Origin of the sequence: Achromobacter seleniivolatilans (assembly GCF_030864005.1) — a bacterium.
GTDB lineage: Bacteria > Pseudomonadota > Gammaproteobacteria > Burkholderiales > Burkholderiaceae_B > Achromobacter > Achromobacter seleniivolatilans.
This window is the reverse complement of sequence record NZ_CP132976.1, coordinates 5,601,743-5,617,570: the sequence shown is the minus strand read 5'-3', so window position 1 is coordinate 5,617,570 and position 15,828 is coordinate 5,601,743. Positions and strand designations below refer to the sequence as shown.

At 61.8% G+C, this 15,828-nt stretch carries 17 protein-coding genes; 4 read left to right on the top strand and 13 right to left on the bottom strand.

The annotated features are described in order from the left end of the window. Positions 1-122: 122 nt before the first annotated feature. On the top strand, positions 123-1,115 hold the full coding sequence (locus RAS12_RS25495) for a Bug family tripartite tricarboxylate transporter substrate binding protein (RefSeq protein WP_306942622.1): 993 nt from the start codon (positions 123-125) through the stop codon (positions 1,113-1,115). A 67-nt stretch (positions 1,116-1,182) separates the two neighbouring features. On the opposite strand, the gene RAS12_RS25490 is transcribed toward RAS12_RS25495, so the two are convergent. The 8 genes from RAS12_RS25490 to RAS12_RS25455 form a co-directional block, all read right to left on the bottom strand. Next, the gene (locus RAS12_RS25490) at positions 1,183-2,160 is read right to left on the bottom strand and encodes a 2-hydroxyacid dehydrogenase (protein ID WP_306942621.1); all 978 of its coding nucleotides are present in this window, start codon (positions 2,158-2,160) and stop codon (positions 1,183-1,185) included. Positions 2,161-2,177: 17 nt separating this feature from the next. After that, complete coding sequence (locus RAS12_RS25485; protein ID WP_306942619.1) at positions 2,178-2,387, bottom strand: hypothetical protein; 210 nt, start codon at positions 2,385-2,387, stop codon at positions 2,178-2,180. A 28-nt stretch (positions 2,388-2,415) separates the two neighbouring features. Continuing rightward, positions 2,416-2,742, bottom strand: coding sequence for a 2Fe-2S iron-sulfur cluster-binding protein (locus tag RAS12_RS25480; RefSeq protein ID WP_306942618.1), 327 nt, complete (start codon positions 2,740-2,742; stop codon positions 2,416-2,418). 30 nt (positions 2,743-2,772) lie between these two features. Next, the gene (locus RAS12_RS25475; RefSeq protein ID WP_306942617.1) at positions 2,773-3,957 is read right to left on the bottom strand and encodes an FAD-dependent oxidoreductase; all 1,185 of its coding nucleotides are present in this window, start codon (positions 3,955-3,957) and stop codon (positions 2,773-2,775) included. 5 nt (positions 3,958-3,962) lie between these two features. Beyond that, positions 3,963-4,955 carry a Bug family tripartite tricarboxylate transporter substrate binding protein gene (locus tag RAS12_RS25470; RefSeq protein WP_306942615.1) on the bottom strand — a complete coding sequence of 331 codons (993 nt, stop codon included), beginning with the start codon at positions 4,953-4,955 and terminating at the stop codon, positions 3,963-3,965. Positions 4,956-5,060: 105 nt separating this feature from the next. Next, entirely contained in the window at positions 5,061-5,627 is a 567-nt protein-coding gene (locus tag RAS12_RS25465; RefSeq protein ID WP_306942613.1) for a 3-phenylpropionate/cinnamic acid dioxygenase subunit beta, read from the bottom strand. Continuing rightward, on the bottom strand, positions 5,624-6,985 hold the full coding sequence (locus RAS12_RS25460) for an aromatic ring-hydroxylating oxygenase subunit alpha (protein WP_306942611.1): 1,362 nt from the start codon (positions 6,983-6,985) through the stop codon (positions 5,624-5,626). Before RAS12_RS25460 ends, RAS12_RS25465 begins: the two co-directional genes overlap by 4 nt. Before the next feature lie 38 nt (positions 6,986-7,023). Continuing rightward, positions 7,024-7,788: a FadR/GntR family transcriptional regulator gene (locus tag RAS12_RS25455; protein ID WP_306942609.1), complete on the bottom strand. Its 765-nt coding sequence runs from the start codon at positions 7,786-7,788 to the stop codon at positions 7,024-7,026. A gap of 339 nt (positions 7,789-8,127) precedes the next feature. Between RAS12_RS25455 and RAS12_RS25450 the strand changes: the two genes are divergently transcribed. Next, positions 8,128-8,409, top strand: coding sequence for a peptidylprolyl isomerase (locus tag RAS12_RS25450; RefSeq protein WP_306942608.1), 282 nt, complete (start codon positions 8,128-8,130; stop codon positions 8,407-8,409). Between the two features lie 143 nt (positions 8,410-8,552). Here the strand turns inward: RAS12_RS25450 and RAS12_RS25445 are convergent, their stop codons facing one another. From RAS12_RS25445 to RAS12_RS25430, 4 genes are all read right to left on the bottom strand, one after another. After that, positions 8,553-9,293, bottom strand: coding sequence for an ATP-binding cassette domain-containing protein (locus RAS12_RS25445; RefSeq protein ID WP_306942606.1), 741 nt, complete (start codon positions 9,291-9,293; stop codon positions 8,553-8,555). A 12-nt stretch (positions 9,294-9,305) separates the two neighbouring features. Beyond that, positions 9,306-10,268: a sugar ABC transporter substrate-binding protein gene (locus RAS12_RS25440; RefSeq protein ID WP_306942604.1), complete on the bottom strand. Its 963-nt coding sequence runs from the start codon at positions 10,266-10,268 to the stop codon at positions 9,306-9,308. Between the two features lie 18 nt (positions 10,269-10,286). Continuing rightward, positions 10,287-11,228, bottom strand: coding sequence for an ABC transporter permease (locus tag RAS12_RS25435; protein ID WP_306942603.1), 942 nt, complete (start codon positions 11,226-11,228; stop codon positions 10,287-10,289). A gap of 148 nt (positions 11,229-11,376) precedes the next feature. Beyond that, entirely contained in the window at positions 11,377-12,882 is a 1,506-nt protein-coding gene (locus tag RAS12_RS25430) for a xylulokinase (protein ID WP_306942601.1), read from the bottom strand. 289 nt (positions 12,883-13,171) lie between these two features. Between RAS12_RS25430 and RAS12_RS25425 the strand changes: the two genes are divergently transcribed. Next, complete coding sequence (locus tag RAS12_RS25425; protein WP_306942599.1) at positions 13,172-13,501, top strand: YegP family protein; 330 nt, start codon at positions 13,172-13,174, stop codon at positions 13,499-13,501. Between the two features lie 77 nt (positions 13,502-13,578). Here RAS12_RS25425 and RAS12_RS25420 read toward each other — a convergent pair whose 3' ends face one another. After that, on the bottom strand, positions 13,579-15,048 hold the full coding sequence (locus RAS12_RS25420; protein WP_306942597.1) for a DUF1254 domain-containing protein: 1,470 nt from the start codon (positions 15,046-15,048) through the stop codon (positions 13,579-13,581). A gap of 160 nt (positions 15,049-15,208) precedes the next feature. On the opposite strand from RAS12_RS25420, the gene RAS12_RS25415 reads away from it, so the two are divergent. Then, positions 15,209-15,814, top strand: a complete 606-nt coding sequence (locus tag RAS12_RS25415) for a hypothetical protein (protein WP_306942596.1) — start codon at positions 15,209-15,211, stop codon at positions 15,812-15,814. The last annotated feature ends 14 nt before the right edge of the window (positions 15,815-15,828 follow it).

The window sequence follows — 15,828 nt, the reverse complement described above, 5'->3', positions numbered from 1 at the left end:
GCAATTTGCGTCGCTGCTCGCGACTCGTACCGTACGGTAAATATGTTTATCGTACAAAGTTCGAGCCACATCATTGGAGCAGCACGTGAAGCAGTAGAGGTCTAACCCAAGGGGAAGTCGTCATGAAACGTCGCAGTGCGTTGAAGCTGATGGGGGCCGCCGCCGGCCTGAGTCTGACAGGTAGAAGTTGGGCGCTGGATGGGCCCTACCCGTCCCGCGTGATCAAAATCATCGTCTCATCCACACCAGGCAGCGCCACCGATCTTGCGGGGAGGCTGGTCGGTGACCTGCTCTTTGCCAAGTACGGCCAGAGCGTGGTGATTGAGAACCGCGCCGGCGCCGGCGGCGTCATCGGCATGCAAGCCGCAGCCTCGTCCAAACCCGATGGCTACACCCTGACTACCGGCGGACTGGGCCACAACGTTCTGCCACCCGCAACCCTACGCGGCTTACCCCTGGATATTCCCACTGCGTTGCTGCCCATTGCGCAGGTTGCTGAGTTCGTCAATGCGCTGGTCGTGCGGGTGGATCACCCCGCCAATTCCGTATCCGAGCTGATCCAGTACCTGAAAACCAGCAAGCGCAAGCCGCTGTATGGCAGCAACGGCATCGGCAGCTCGTCGCAGATGACGGCCGAACTCTTCGCCATGCGCACCGGCCTGCAATTCGACCATGTACCGTACAAGGGCGCATCCGAAGCGCTGGTAGGCACCGCCAACGGCGATCTGGACATCTGTTTCATGAACCTTCCGCCCACGTTGCCCATGGTGGAAGGTAAACGCCTGAAGGCGCTGGCGGTAACCAGCGCCTATCGGGCACGGCAATTGCCCCAAGTGCCGACGATGCAGGAACAGGGCATGGCGGACTTCGACGTGACGAGTTGGCTGGGCATGTATGCGCCCGCCAAGGTCGATCCCGCCATCATCGCCCAGCTGTCCGACGTCATTGTCACCAGCCTGGCCACGCCCGAGTTCCAGGCGCGCATTATCGGCGCAGGGTTTGAACCCAAGCTGCGCAATGCCTCTGAATTCCAGGCGTTTTCAGCGGCGGAGTTCAAGCGTTGGAGCGACGTGGCCAAGCAAGCCGGGATCGTTGTGGACTACGGCGGCAAGTAAAAGGCAAAGCACAGCCGGGGCCGCCTGCAACAGGCGGCCCCAGCTGTGCTTGCGGCGCCAAGGCAGGTCAGGCGCGAGCCTGCCAGACCTCTGGATTTACCATTGCCTGCGGCTGTTTGTTGGCCAACGCATCCATCAAATTGGCTACGGCCAGATCGATCATGGCGCGCCGTGTTTCGTGCGTGGCGCTACCCACGTGAGCTTGCAACACCACGTTGGGCAGCTCGCATAGCGGGCTGGTTGGCGGCAACGGCTCTTGCTCCATGACGTCCAGCCCCGCCCCCGCGATGGTGCCGGCGCGCAGCGCGTCAATCAACGCGGCTTCGTCAACCACCGGCCCGCGAGCAGTGTTGATCAGATAGGCAGTGGGTTTCATCAGGCCGAGTTCACGCTTTCCGACGGAATGCCGCGTCTCTGCGGACAGCGGAATGTGAACACTCAGCACGTCGGACACCTTGAACAATTCATCGCGTTCCACGTACGACGCCAGACCTTCCGCCTGCGGATCTTGCCGGCGGTTGTGATAGACCACTTTCATGTCGAAAGCCTGCGCGGTGCGCGCCACCACGCGGCCGATGCGGCCCATGCCCAGCAGGCCCAACGTCTTGCCGCGTATGTCGCGCGTCAATGGAAAAGCCCCCTTCGCCCAACCGCCGCTGCGCACAAAGGCGTCTCCCGCCACCAGATTGCGGGCCAGGCAGAGCATCAGGCCTATCGTCACATCCGCCACCGCGCCGTCCAGCACGCCCGGCGTATTGCAGATCAGCACCTTGCGCTTGGTGGCGGCCGCCAGATCAACGTTGTCAAAACCCACCGCGAAATTCGAACTGACGATTAGCGCCGGCAAGGCATCCAGCAGATTCTGATCGACCTTGGTGCGCATGGTGCAGACCATCCCTGTGATCTGTGCGCGCGCCTCTGCCGATACGGTTTCGGCCGGATTCTGTCCCGTTGGCACCTCGACAATCTCGCACTGCGCGGCCAGACGTTCACGCAAATCTGGCGGAAGCGGCGCGGATACGATGACTTTGGGCTTTTGATTCATTTACGGCTCCAGAAGGGTCAGGGTTCGATTGCTTCGACATCAGTGGCAAACACCTGTTGCTCACCAGCGCCGACCAAAGCAGGTTCCGTCGGATGATCCAGAAATTGGACGATCAGCCAGAACCCGTCCTGCGGGTTCTCTACGATCTCGGCAATTGCTCCGCCCGCCATGCGCACGCGCACGCCAGGTTGCAGATCGACGAGGTTGATGGATTTGTTGTCAGCCATGTCTTGTTCTCCTTCGCGCGGCCCGCGGCTACATCTCAAGCTGTGCCGACGGCACGCGCACCCGGATGCCATCCAGCTCGGGCGTCATGATCACCTGACAGGACAGCCGGCTGGTGGCGCAACGCTCTGGCACCACCTCAAGCAATGCTTCCTCTGCCATGCCCGGCGGCCCCAGCCGCGCATGCCAGGACGCGTCCACCTGCACATGACAGGTGCCGCAGATGGCGCCTCCGCCGCACTCAGCGACGATTCCGTCCAGGCCGTCGCGCCGGGCCGCTTCCATCAGCGACCAATCGTCGGGAACATCCAGCACCTGTTCGGCGCCGTCGGGCAGTTCAAATATGGCAACGGGCATGTTGGCTTCCTGATGGGTTGTGGGCGCAATTCACGCGACGGATTCCGGCGAACCGATACGCGGCACGCTCTTGATGAATTCAACCGGGCTATCCACGGCTTCAATCGCGGCCAGCCTGCCTTGCTGATATCGCTCCACCAGCCATCCCTTGGCGGTGGGCAGCAACTCGTCGCGGCACGGCTTGGATGAATCGACCAAGCCCGCCATTTGCAAACGCCGGCCATGCTGTTCCGACCAGAAGGTGGGCGGACGCGGCGCAGGCGGACTTTTTCCGGCGATGGCGGCGGCCGCCGTACGCGCCTGCATCAGCGCGTTCTGCACGCTTTCGATCCGGGCATGGCGTTGCAGCTCACCGCGAAAGGCGCTGGCGCAATCGCCTATGGCATACACATCCGGCGCAGAGGTCCGGCAGCATTCGTCAACCACAATGCCATCCCGGCACGTCAACCCAGCGGCCTCTGCCAGCGCGGTCTCAGCGATGGCGCCTATCGAAACCAGCACCAGGTCTGCATCCAGCGCGGAGCCATCGGACAGCTGCGCGCGCCAGCCTGTGCCGGTGCGCTCCCATTGCGCAACCGCAGCACCATGGCGGATTTGTATTCCAGCCTCGTGGTGCATGGCGCCGATGCGCATCGCGGTGGCGTCTGACACCTTGCCCGCCATGACGGAGCCGCCCTGCTCCAGCACCAGAACGTCTGCGCCCAGCTTGCGCGCCGAGCAAGCCGCCTCCAGGCCCAGATACCCCGCGCCTATCACCAACAGCCGGACACCCGGGCGCAGTGCGTCACGAAGCCGGTGCGCGTCATCCAGACTGCGCACCGAGTAAACCTGTTCGCCTGCGACTTCTGCAATGCCGCGGGCGCTGGCGCCAGTCGCCATGACGCAGTGTTCATAGCTGACAGTGCGCCCCGATCGCGTGGACAAGGTATGCGCCGCCGTGTCGATGCTGACTACCGGGTCCCCTGCCACCACCACCACACGCGATTTTTCGTAGGCGCTATCGGCCCGCAACGCGATACGCTCAGAACTCGTCACGCCAGTCAGCAACGCCTTGGACAGCGGAGGCCGTTCGTAAGGGGCATGGATCTCTGCCCCAAACAACGCCACCTCACCTTCAACACCCGCCGCACGCAGCGCCCAGGCGCACTCCACGCCCGCGTGTCCTGCACCGATGATGGCCGTATGTACCCGCTGCAACCGGGAAGACGATTCCATAACGCTCATGCTCCAAATTTCAGTGAAATGTTGGCGCGAGAGGCCACTTGCTTCCAGCGCACCAGTTCAACCCGATTCAATTCCGCAAATGCCGCCGCGCCAGAAGGCTTGGGCTCAAAGCCTGCCGCAACCAGCGTTTCGCCGGCTTGCGGTCGCGCCAATCCTTCCTGCAAGGCAGCGCTTAACGTCTGCACCAATTCTGCCGGCAGCCCCGCCGGCCCATACAAACCCAGCCAACTGGTCACATCAAAGTCCTTCACCCCTTGTTCCGCCATGGTCGGCACATCGGGCAGTTGCTTGCTGCGATAGCTGCTGGTGACGGCGATTGCCCGGATCGATCCCTTGCGGATCAGGCCCATCACGGGCGGCAGGTTGCTGAAGCTGAAATCCAGATTGCCGTTGACCACGTCCACCAGCATCTCACCGCTACCCTTGTACGGCACGTGCAACAGATTGGTGTCGGTACGCTGCGCGAAGAACGCAGTGGTCAGGTGTACCGACGTGCCGATACCGTTGGACCCGTAATTCAAACCGTCCTTGCTGCGGGCGCGGGCAGCGGCGATCAGATCATCCACACTGCGTATTGGTGAATCGGCCCGCACGATCAGCACATTGATGAACTCGGCCATCTGCCCGATCGGTGTAAAGGCTCGCGACGTATCCAACGGCAAACCCGCCACCGTCGCCATCGGCAACACCATGCCGCCCAAGCCGTTGAGCAGCAGCGTATAACCATCGGGCGGCGCCGATGCCACATGCTGGCTGCCGATCATGCCATTGGCGCCTGGGCGGTTTTCCACCACCACCGGCTGGCCGAACTTGCGGGTCAAGATCTCGCCCGCCAGCCGCCCCGCCACATCGGTCACGCCGCCCGGCGGATACGGCACAATCAGGCGCATCGGCTTGACCGGAAACGGCCCGTCCGCAGACCGTGACACCCCGGACACCGCCAACGCAGCGCTGCCGGCGATGGCTTTCAATACAGTACGTCTAAGCATGCTGCGACTCCAGGTATGGGCGTGTCTCACCCTGTCAGCGGACGGGCCCTGATCGGAAAGAAAACCATCGAACTCCGGCAGACGGGCCGGCCCGGCGAATGAGCGCTAGAAGAAGATCGTTAGCGCCTTGGAAAGCAGCACGTTCTGATCCAGGTGTATTTCCCGCGACAGAATCGTCCAGCGTCCGTCACGGCGGCGCAGCACATCTTCGCGCTTGCCTACGAACAGATTGACCTCGGCTTGCAGCCGGTTCTGGTAAATCAGAAAACGCGAGCGCACGTGTACTTGTTCGCCGCCGTCTTCGTCGGGCACCACATCCAGCACGCGGATATTCGTCACCAGGTGCGACACCCGCGAGGCCGGCTCCTCGGCCCAATGAATGCCGGTCTTGATCTGGGCAACCCGCTGGCGCAGCGTATCTATGCCCTCATCGAACCACGCCGCGTCATGCTTGCCCGAGTATTCCTGCGCCAAGGCGTCGCGGCGCACATTGCGCGTCAACGGCATGCGGTAGGTGATGTTCTCGTCCAGCAAAGCCAGCCAGTTATCGAACTCGCGGTGATCCAGCAGATCGGCCTCGTAGTGCAAAAAGCGCTGCGCCTGCCACCAGATCTGCATGTCATCCACGCTGGAATCCTGCGCGATGGGCGCGCTGTCGATGGTTGCGTTCATGCCGCTCTCTCCTCGACGCGTACGCTACCGGCCATCAACTGATCCCACGACAAGCCGTTCATGAACTGCGCCCAGCGGCGGTAATAGATGCGTGCGTTCTCTTCGGTGTATTCCCCGTTCACGGCACAGCCAGGAATCTCAGGCACGGGCTGGGCGTGCCCCACGCCCATCTGATAGTTGAAATAGAGTTCGCGAGATACCGCGCCCATGCTGGCTTCGGTGGCTCCGGTCCAGTTCTCCATATCGTCGGATTCCGTCATGCCGCCCGGCCCCGAATAGCGCAAGAAGTAGTGCCGCGCCGCTTCCTTCACGGCCTCGGGCGCATCCTTGTCTACCAGATACATCCGCCACATTTCCATCTCGGTCGCGCTGATCGGATGGAACACCGCCAACGTACGCGGCTGACGCCCGTGAAACGACATATTGGGGAAGATCGTGCCCACGCTGGTCTGCACGCGCATGGCCGAACCCAATGTGCGTTCGCGCTGTTCATGCACCTGGCGGAAGTAGGCCTCCACCTCGGGATAGCGCGCGTACTGCGGCGCGTAAGGCCCTTCTTCATAGAACGGCAGACGGCCAAGCAGCCCATGACCCAGCTCGGGAAAGCAGATGGCCGAACGCGTCGCGGAAGGATCGCGCCGCCCCTTGCCGCCACCTGGCCCGATGCCCACGATGTCCACTGAGCGATGGCTGATGTCGTGATACAGATCGCCAATGAAGTTCTCGGGCGCGAATTTCCAATTGCACTTCACGCGCCACTTCTGCACACCGCCGATCACTTCCGAACCGCCCGAGCTGCCGTCGCGATTGTCCAGCGCCGCGTCCAGGTACAGCCGCATATTGCCCAGGTAATCCAGGAACGGCGGGGCATCGGCATCCCACGTCGCCCAGATGGCGCCCTTGTAGTTCACCACCTGCGCTACCGTCTTCAGGCCCCACTGTTTCTTGTCGAGCTCGCCCTTATAGTGCGTTGCATGGCCGGGCACGCCGACGAGCTCTCCCGGCTTTTCCACCAGCTTGCCGTCGGTGGAAAAGCTCCAGCCATGGTACGGACAGGTGAAGGTCCGATTGTTGCCATGGTCATAACGGCAGAGCTTCATGCCGCGGTGCGCACAGCTATTGAGCATGACCTGTATCTGCCCCTGCCGGTCACGCGTCAGGATCACGGACTCAGTCCCCATGCGCGACACAAAATAATCGTCAGGCTTGGGCACCAGGCTTTCATGGCCCACAAACAGCCACGCTCGCGAGAACACCTGCTGCAATTCCTGCTGAAAGATTTCGTCGTCGACAAAGATAGACCGGCTGACCAGCCCCTCTTCGGCGCGCACCAACTCATCGATCGATTTATGACCCATCACCACTTCCCCTTGGAGGATGCCCTGACTTTGGGCGCCTACGGTCTTTCCGCCGTGGCTGCCGCTGTACGCAAACGTGATTCCGTGTTGTCGACGTGCGTACGCGCATGCTGCCGCGCAAGCTCTACGTCGCCTTTCTCGATGGCGGCAAACAGCGCCTCGTGCTCCTTCTGCGCCTGCGCGCCCCGGCCGGCAATCTTGGCCGACCGCGCACGCGACACGCGCAGATTTTTCTTGAGCAGCACCGCCAGGAAATCGAAGAAATTCAGATAGTGTTCGTTGCGGGTAGCGCGCGCGACGCAGCGATGGAATTCCATATCCGCGTCCACACCCACCGCCACATCGCCAGACGCGATCGCATCCGCCATCTTGCGCAGAGCCTTGCGCATGGCGGCCAGGTCTTCCTCGCTACGGCGCTCGGCCGCAAGCGGCGCGGCCTCGATCTCGAAACCGCGGCGCAGCTCGACAATGCGCAGCACTTGTTCGGCATCGCCAATATCCGCCGCCTGCATACGCAACACCGACGGACGCGCCGTCTGCATAACGGTCAGGCCACGCCCCTGCTTGCTTTGTACGATGCCATCGCCTTTAAGGCGGGATACGGCTTCGCGCAGCACCGTGCGCGAAACGCCAAGCCGAGTGGCAATGGTCTGCTCAGGCGGCAGCACCTCGCCAACTTGGTAATCGCCACTGGTAATTTCATCCAGCAGCATCTCGGTAACCCGGTCCGTCAGATTGGGCTCTGACTGAAACGGCGCAACCGAATCTTTTTTCAACAGTACTCGGGAAGCTGAAGTAGGCATCAGGAAGATCGTCCGAAAACGTGCATCTCATTGCCAGCCCGCGTTGCCTCGGCTGTGTACGCGCCCTGGGAAGGGGGTGCGTTGAAAATACGATAATCGTATAAGGATATGGGAGGGTATTAGGGGAAGTGCGGATGTGGGAGGGGATCTGTGCGCTTCGCGTCTTGTTATGTTTTGTAATGCCGGCGAACTATTGGCACGACTTCTAAACACAAGAAAATACTCGAAACCTAAGCGCGGCAGGCTCCCAGCAAACCCCGTTTATGATTGCAAGGCAACGAGCACGCCCAAATGCGTTACTCTCCCCTCCCCAAATCAATCCCCCGCTAGGAGCCCCTCATGGCACAAGCTACCGCCCGCCACATCCTCGTCTCGACCGAAGACAAGTGCAACGAACTGAAGACCGCCATCGAAAACGGTGCTGACTTCGCCCAAGTCGCCAAGGAAAACTCCAGCTGCCCGTCGAGCCGTGACGGTGGCAATCTGGGTTCGTTTGGCCCGGGCCAGATGGTCAAGGAATTCGATACCGTCGTGTTCAGCGCCCCGGTTGGCGTGGTCCAGGGCCCGGTGAAGACCCAGTTCGGTTATCACCTGGTTGAAGTGACCAGCCGCAAGGACTAAGTCCCGCCGCTGCACGCAAAAAAAAACCGCCGCCAGGGGAAACCCGGCGGCGGTTTTTTTATCGTGCGTTTCGATCTGCGCTTCGATCTGCGCTTCTGTCAGTACCTACCCACGCGCTCAACAAGCGTGACACACCAGCCCGATCATTCCTTACCCGTCATCACCATGTGCGCCAGCGCATCGGCATCCAGCCCGGCCACGTCGCGCTCAATCACCTTCACGCCGCTTTTCAGAATCGCGACCCGATCCGCCAGCGCGACGACGTCTGCCATGTTGTGGCTTATCAGAATCACGGTGCGCCCTTCTTCGCGCAGCTTGCGCACCAGGTTCAGTACCAGCGCGGTTTCCTTGACGCCCAATGCAGCGGTTGGCTCGTCCATGATGACGACACGCGCATCCCAGCGCAGCGCGCGGGCGATTGCCACGGCTTGGCGTTGGCCGCCCGACATGCGTTCGACGGGGCGGTCCATGTCTTCGATAGGGACGGACAGACGCTGCAAATAGCCGCGCGCGTCCTGCGCCATGCGGCGTTTGTCCAGGATGCTGAAGACGCCCACGCGGCGCACCAGTTCCGCGCCCATGAAGACGTTTTCCCAGATGGACAAACGAGGGGCCAGCGCCAGGTCTTGGTAGATCGTGGCGATGCCTTGCACCAGCGCATCATGCGGCGATCCGAACACGACCTTCTTGCCGTTCAGGCTCAGTTCCCCGCCGCTCGGTTCTTGCGCGCCGGAGATGATGCGGATCAGTGTGGATTTGCCTGCGCCGTTGTCGCCGCAGATGGCCATGACGCGGCCTTCTGGCACATCCAGATCTACGCCCTTCAAGGCCTCAACAGCCCCATAGGATTTACGAACCTGGCGTAGCGACAAGGCGGCGGTCATGGCGGTCAACTCTTACTTGGCTGCGGGTTGCAGGAATTTCTGGACGTTGGTGGCGTCTACCAGGACCGAGTCCATGAACAGGTACGGACCGGCGGCGACTTTCTCTTTCGGTTCTTTCTTCACAACGATGCGGTCGATCGAATCAATGGCGCTGACGCCCAGTTGTTCAAAGGGGATCATCATGGTGGCGGTGATCAGGCTGCTGGGGTCCGCGATGCGGCGGTATGTTTCAGGGCCGCCGTCGACCGACACCAAGGTGATGTCGCCCTTCTTCATGCCCTGGGATTGCAGCAGGTCGTCGATGACATAGGCTTGTCCGTCGAACGATGCCCACACGCCCTTGAACTGGCCTTGGTGACGCAGGAACAGGGCTTGCATACCGTTGCGCACGTCATCACGCCAACTCTGCGTTCTGGCCATGCTGAATTTGGCCAGGTCTTTGACGGCGGTGTTTTCCGTCAGGACGGCGTCCAGCATCTTGCCGCGAATGCGCGTGCCTGAATTGCCGTCAAAGCGGGCGGACAGGATGTTGCCTTGATAGCCCATCTTGCCCAACAGGTACAGCACGGACTGCGCGCCAGTGGCGTATTCGTTGACTTCGACGTCAAACAGCATGTGCGGGCTGGCGCCCGACATGACGCCCACAACCGGGATGCCTTTCTCTTTGGCGGCTTGCAGCTGGGCATCGGTTTCCACAGGCTTGCCCATGGCGATGACGATAGCGTCGACCTTTTTGTTGACCAGCGTATCGAGCTGTTCGGCCAGTTTGGGCAGCGAGCCTTCGGCGTTCAGTTGAGTGACCGTCCAGCCCTTGGCTCGGGCGGCTTCTGCTGCGGCGTTGGCGACGCGGGCGTGGGTCTCGGACGACATCTGAAAGGCGACAACACCGACTTCAAAGGCGTGGGCAGCGCTTGCGGCTAGCGCCTGGACGGCGAAGACGCTGGCCAGCAGCGTGCGCTTTACGAATGTATTCATGGTGGTTTCCCCTTCCGATCAGAATTTGAAGGCCGCTTTCTTCAGCACGGCCGATGACACCGCGACGGACGCGATCATGATGAAGCCCAGCACGATGTCTTGCACGTAGTACGGCGCGCCCATCAGGACAAGGCCGTTGCCCAGCACTTTCAGGATCAGAGCAGCGACGAGCGTGCCCGGGATGTTGGCGTGGCCGGGATTGAACATCGTCATGCCCAGCAGCACCGCCGCAATCGCATACAGGAAGTAGTCGCCGGCCATGTTGGGCGCGGCGGACGACAGGCTGGACGTCAGCAGAATGGCGGCCAAGCCCGCGCAGACGCCGGACAGGGCCAGGCCGATGCTTTTCATGGCGCGGATGTTGATGCCTGCCAGACGCGCGGATTCTCCGGCTTCGCCGGTGGCGGTCATGCGCGCGCCGGTGCGGGTCCATTTGATCAGGAAATAGGCGGCCAGCACGGTACCCAGCATCCACAGGACCAGCGCCGGAATGCCTAAGGGTTTGGCCCGGGCAAGATCGGTAAAGGCGGCCGGCCAGCGGCCCACATACGACACGCCGTCGGTCAGCATGAAGGCGAAACCGCGCGCCATGGCGGCCATGCCCAAAGTGGCGATCAACGACGGAACACGCAGGCGGGTGACGGCAATGCCGTTGACCAGTCCGCAGAGCAGGCCGACACCCAAACCCGCGCCTACGGCTAGCAGCACGGGTTGCCCGGTGTGGACCAGGGCGCCAGTGACGACGGCGGCCAGGCTGGCCACATCGGCTACCGACAAGTCCAGCTCGGCGGTGACCAGCGCCAGCGTGAAGCCCACGGCGATGATGGCCAGGAAGCTGGTTTCCTTGGCGATGTTCAGCAGATTATTCGGCGCTGCGAAATTCTGGGCCGCTATTGCGAAAAAGCCCACCAGGACTAATCCCGCGATTGCCGTGCCGTACTTTTCCAGAATGCCGCGCATCGAATCGACCCTTGCTGCGTTTGTCGTGTTGTGAATGCAAGGGCCAACAATCAACCGCCTGCCGGGCTGTCGCGCCCTGATGGCGTAGCAGTTTATACCCGGGCGGCGCCGGACAGGGCGCATTGTGTTCGCGCGCCACCTAGGGTTTTTACGGCAGGCGCAGTCCGGCCAGGGCGTGGGACACCGGGGCAAGCGCAGCTTCGGCGGCCCGGAACTGCGCGTACATGGCGCGATAGGCTTCTGTCCGGCCGGCTTGAGGCTCGTAGCGCCGGGCAACTCGGACCAGAGCGTCTTGGGCAGCAGCGAAGCCGGGGTAGCGGCCCAAGGCCGTCCATGCCGTGACCGCCGCGCCGAGAACGCCGGGTTGCTCGGCCTGACCGACCACCACGGGGCGCTCGCAGATGTCGGCCTTGACCTGGCACCACTGCGCGTTGGACGCCGCGCCGCCACCGAATCGTATTTCGGTCACAGCGCGGCCCAAGGCGACTTCGGCGCGTTCCAACACAATGCGATTCAAAAAGGCCACGCCTTCCAGGACGGCCCACGTCAGGTCGCCGGGACCGTGGCGGCGGTTCAGGCCAACGAATGCGCCGCGCAGATGCGGGTCCCAGTACGGTACGCGTTCGCCTTGCAGGTACGGCAGAAACAACGCAGGCTGCGGGTCGCGAGGCGCATGTAGCAAGGCGCTCATCGCATCGCCAACGCCTGCCATTCCATCCGTGCCCAAGCGTCCCAGCAGCGGTAGCAGCCACGCCACAGTGTCCGCGCCGTTCTGGCCCGGTCCGCCGATCTGATGATTGCCGTTACCCCAATCGACCGTCATCAATCCTTGCGCCGGCACCGGCTCGGCGCCGATAGCGCCAAAGACTTCAGTCGTGCCTGAGATGTTGTAGGCATAGTCCAGCCGTAAGGCGCCCAGACCGGCGACGGCTGCCCAGGTGTCGTTAGAGCAGGCGACCACGCTGCGGCCTGCCAAACGGCCTAATGCACCCGGCAGGCCGGCCTGTACAGAGGCGACGATAGCCAGGGGGTCCAGCAAAGGCGGGACCCATGCGGGATCAGCCCCTATTGCCGTGAGCAGATCGGGGCCGGTCCCATTTGCCTGACTCGCGGTTGCCGCCAAGCGCGCCATCGACACCGTATCGCTCGCCGCCCTGCCCGTCAGACGGAAGTTCAGATAGTCCTTGGGTTCCAGCACGACTCGTACTCGCGCCGCGTGCTGCGGTTCGGTACGCAGCAGCCATGCCACGCGCGCCCAAGGATGAAAGGCGTTGATCTGTTTGACCTCGGGATGCGTCGCCGGCATTGCTGTCAGCCAATTGCCCACATCTGCCGCCGTGCGCGTGTCGCGCCACGTAATGGCCGGACGGATGGATGCGCCTTCGGCATCGACAAACACCTGGGTGCGGGTGACGCCGCAGATGGCAATGGCCTCTATCGCGTCAAAGCTGGCCCCAGCCTGCCGGGCCAGATCGCCGGTCAAGGTTTGCAGGCCGCGCCACCAGGCGTCGGCGTCAATTTCATCCCAGCCGGGGTGATCGCCTGAACCTGCCGGACTGTCAATAAAGCTGGAATGAACAATGCCGCCGGTCTCGTTCACCAGCGCGGCCCGGAATCGCGTGCCGCCCAGATCTACAGCTAGCACCGTGCTCATGATTGCCCCTGCGCTGATGCAGGCATCGCCGTGCTAAGGCGAGCCGTGAAAGACTGGCCATCGTCCATCAAAGGCGGGGCATGTCGGGGTATGGATGGAAGAACGTGGCTGTCAGGCATAAGTGGCGCGTGGCGCGGTATCCGGTCTGTTCGGCGTCTGGTGATTGTATTTCAGGGTGCTGGCAGCGCAGCCGTGCCAGCGCCACACGCTTGGGGTATTCTCGCCAGACGCCACCCGGCGTGCTGCAAGTTACCCAAGCGTTACCCCTTCACCAAGAATGGAGACGACGATGAGCGGTTACTTTGTATTGAAGCGTAGCGGGGCGCATTTCATGTTCAATCTGCATGCGGGCAATCACGAAGTGATTCTGACCAGCGAGCAATACACCACCAAGGCATCGGCCGAGGGCGGCATCGCGGCGGTGCAGAAGTATGCGGCGGATGATGAACGGTATCACCGCAAGACCGCAAAGGATGGTTCGCACTATTTTGCGCTGGTGGCGGCCAATCACGAGTCCGTGGGGCGCAGCGAGATGTATTCATCGGCGCAGGCGCGGGACAAAGGGATCGAGTCCGTGAAGGCGAACGGACCCAAAGCGCAGATCAAAGACCAGACCTGATGTGAAATCCAAGCTGTGCGAGCCGTCCCGAGGAAGTGGGACGGCTTTTTCTTGCGGCCTACCGCGAGGTCCCCGGCCTACGGAACACGCTGTAGCTCTGGCGATACCCATTTGCCATCAAGCAATTCTGGTTTGGGCCAGTAGTAGCGCATCGTGACCATGAAGGGTCCGTTAGGCGCTGGCAGCCAGTTGGCGTCCTTGCCCTTGCCCGGCGATTGCGCCTGGATATAAATCGTCAACCCGCCGTCCGGGTCTTTCTTCAAAGACGGCAGCATGGGCGAATTGATCAGGTAGCGGTTGATGGGGTTCTGCGTCAGCAACTGTTCGGGCAGACGGTACATGGTCATGGACCAGAACGCGTTGACGGGGGGCAAGCTATTGGGCGCAAAGCGCAGCGTGTAGTTGTACTTGCCATCCAGCTCCTGACCGCGGCTGTCTTTTTCCAGCACGGGGTACAAGGCTTCTTCGCGGCTGTTGGCGCCGATCCCCACCTGTGTGCCGGTGGCGCGCGACAGGTAATCGTTCTTCAGTTTGCTGCGGTCGCCAAACAGTCCTTCGGTTTTACCGCCTAGCGCTTCACGATTTTTGTCGATGTTGTTCTGGGCCGTGTGCATGCCCTCTTGCAATGCGCGGCGCAACTCTGCCGACACGTGATCGGGATTGAAAGGCTGGCCGGGTTTGATGCCGATGCTGGAAAAACGCTCGCGCAACCACTTCTCGGTAGCATGCGTAGGCGCAAATTGCAGCAGGAAAGCCAGCTGGTTATAGAACTCCAGTGACGTGCGCATCTGCGCGGGCGGCATGGGAGGTATCCATTCCACCGCGGCAGGCGCCGGCGGCGCAGGCTGTTTGGTAAACGCGGACAAGGGCTGAATCTTGTAGCCGGACTGGATGCGTTTGACGTTGTCCAGATCGGCCGCGTTGAACAGCTGGGTACGGCCCACCATGTTGACGAGCTCGGTTTCCGACTTGATGACCTTGGTGATGCCCGCTGGCACGGCACCGTTCCAGCGCGGACCAGCAATCAGGAACTTGCCGCCGCCATTGCCTGTGCTGCGGCTGCCGATATACGCAAAATTGTACGTATACAGGTCCATCAATTGCAGGACGAAGTAACGCCGCTTCTCCATCGCCGGCACGGTGATGACGACAGGTTCAGCGCGCAGATCCAGCACGGCGAACGAGTACGGAGTGTCTGAATTTGGGGTGACGAATGCGGTGTCTTCGGGCGTGAAGACGCGCGCAATATTGTTCACCGTATTGAATGGACCTTTGTACTGCGGGTTGCTCTTATCGATGCTGAACGCGTACATGGTCTGATAGCTTGCAACCATGGGCGTGCCGTACAGGTAGGCTTCTTGCGCAATGCTGCGCGCTTGCTGCGCCGTCACACCATGAATACCGACAGATTGCGATCCTGTGGCCTCGTCAGGGGACGTGAAACTGCATCCGGCCAAGCCGCCGGCCAAAAAGGCAGCAGTGATAAAACGAGCCGGCTTGAGGCGTGCCGCCAGCCAATATCCGGTGCTACTCTGACGATCGCGCATTGATGGCTCCAACACTTCGTGATGTTGGCAACGCCCTGGTGGCGGCAGCGTCGCATGCAAGACAGACATTTCGGGGACGATTCTGGCATATTTCCCCCCGGCATAAAAGCATTGCTTTGGCTCGCGTGTCCGCTGGCCTACATAGGAACAACAGTCAGAAATGAACACGCAAGATACTGGCGCCAACGAACTCGACGCAGTCAGCCCGCTAGACATGAACATCCGTGCGCCGTCGTATTTCGTGCTGCAAACCGGACACCACTGCGCGGCATGCAAGCAATCCACACCGGTGTTTGCGCTGGCCGTGCCGCCTGGTCACGAAAGCACCGAAGCCGATATTGAACTGGACGAAGATAGCGCCAACACCATGGGGCTGGACCCCGATGCGTTCCACGACTGGCTGTTCAGCCCGGTGCAATGGCTGAAGGTCTCCGGCCCTGCCTTGATTTCGCAGACGGGCCTGTTGTCCGAGTCTGTCGCACAGACACTGCAAGGCTTGGCGCCGGCGTTCCGGCCGGACCCGGCCAGCCATGGCCAATGGACCAATTTTTGCGAGCATTGCGGCAAGGCCGTATGGGAAGGCCTGTTGTACCCGACCGTGGGCCAGCCCTTCTGCCCCAAAGACGATATTGCGGCTGCCCGCATCAACGTGCATACCGTGAATGCGCCGTTCGCTGCGTTCTACGGCATGTGCTGGTCAGACAGCTATCGCAATAAATGGCCGCTGTTCAAACGCCTGGGCGTGGAATGCAGCGAGGCGGACTGACGCCTGCGCTGCAA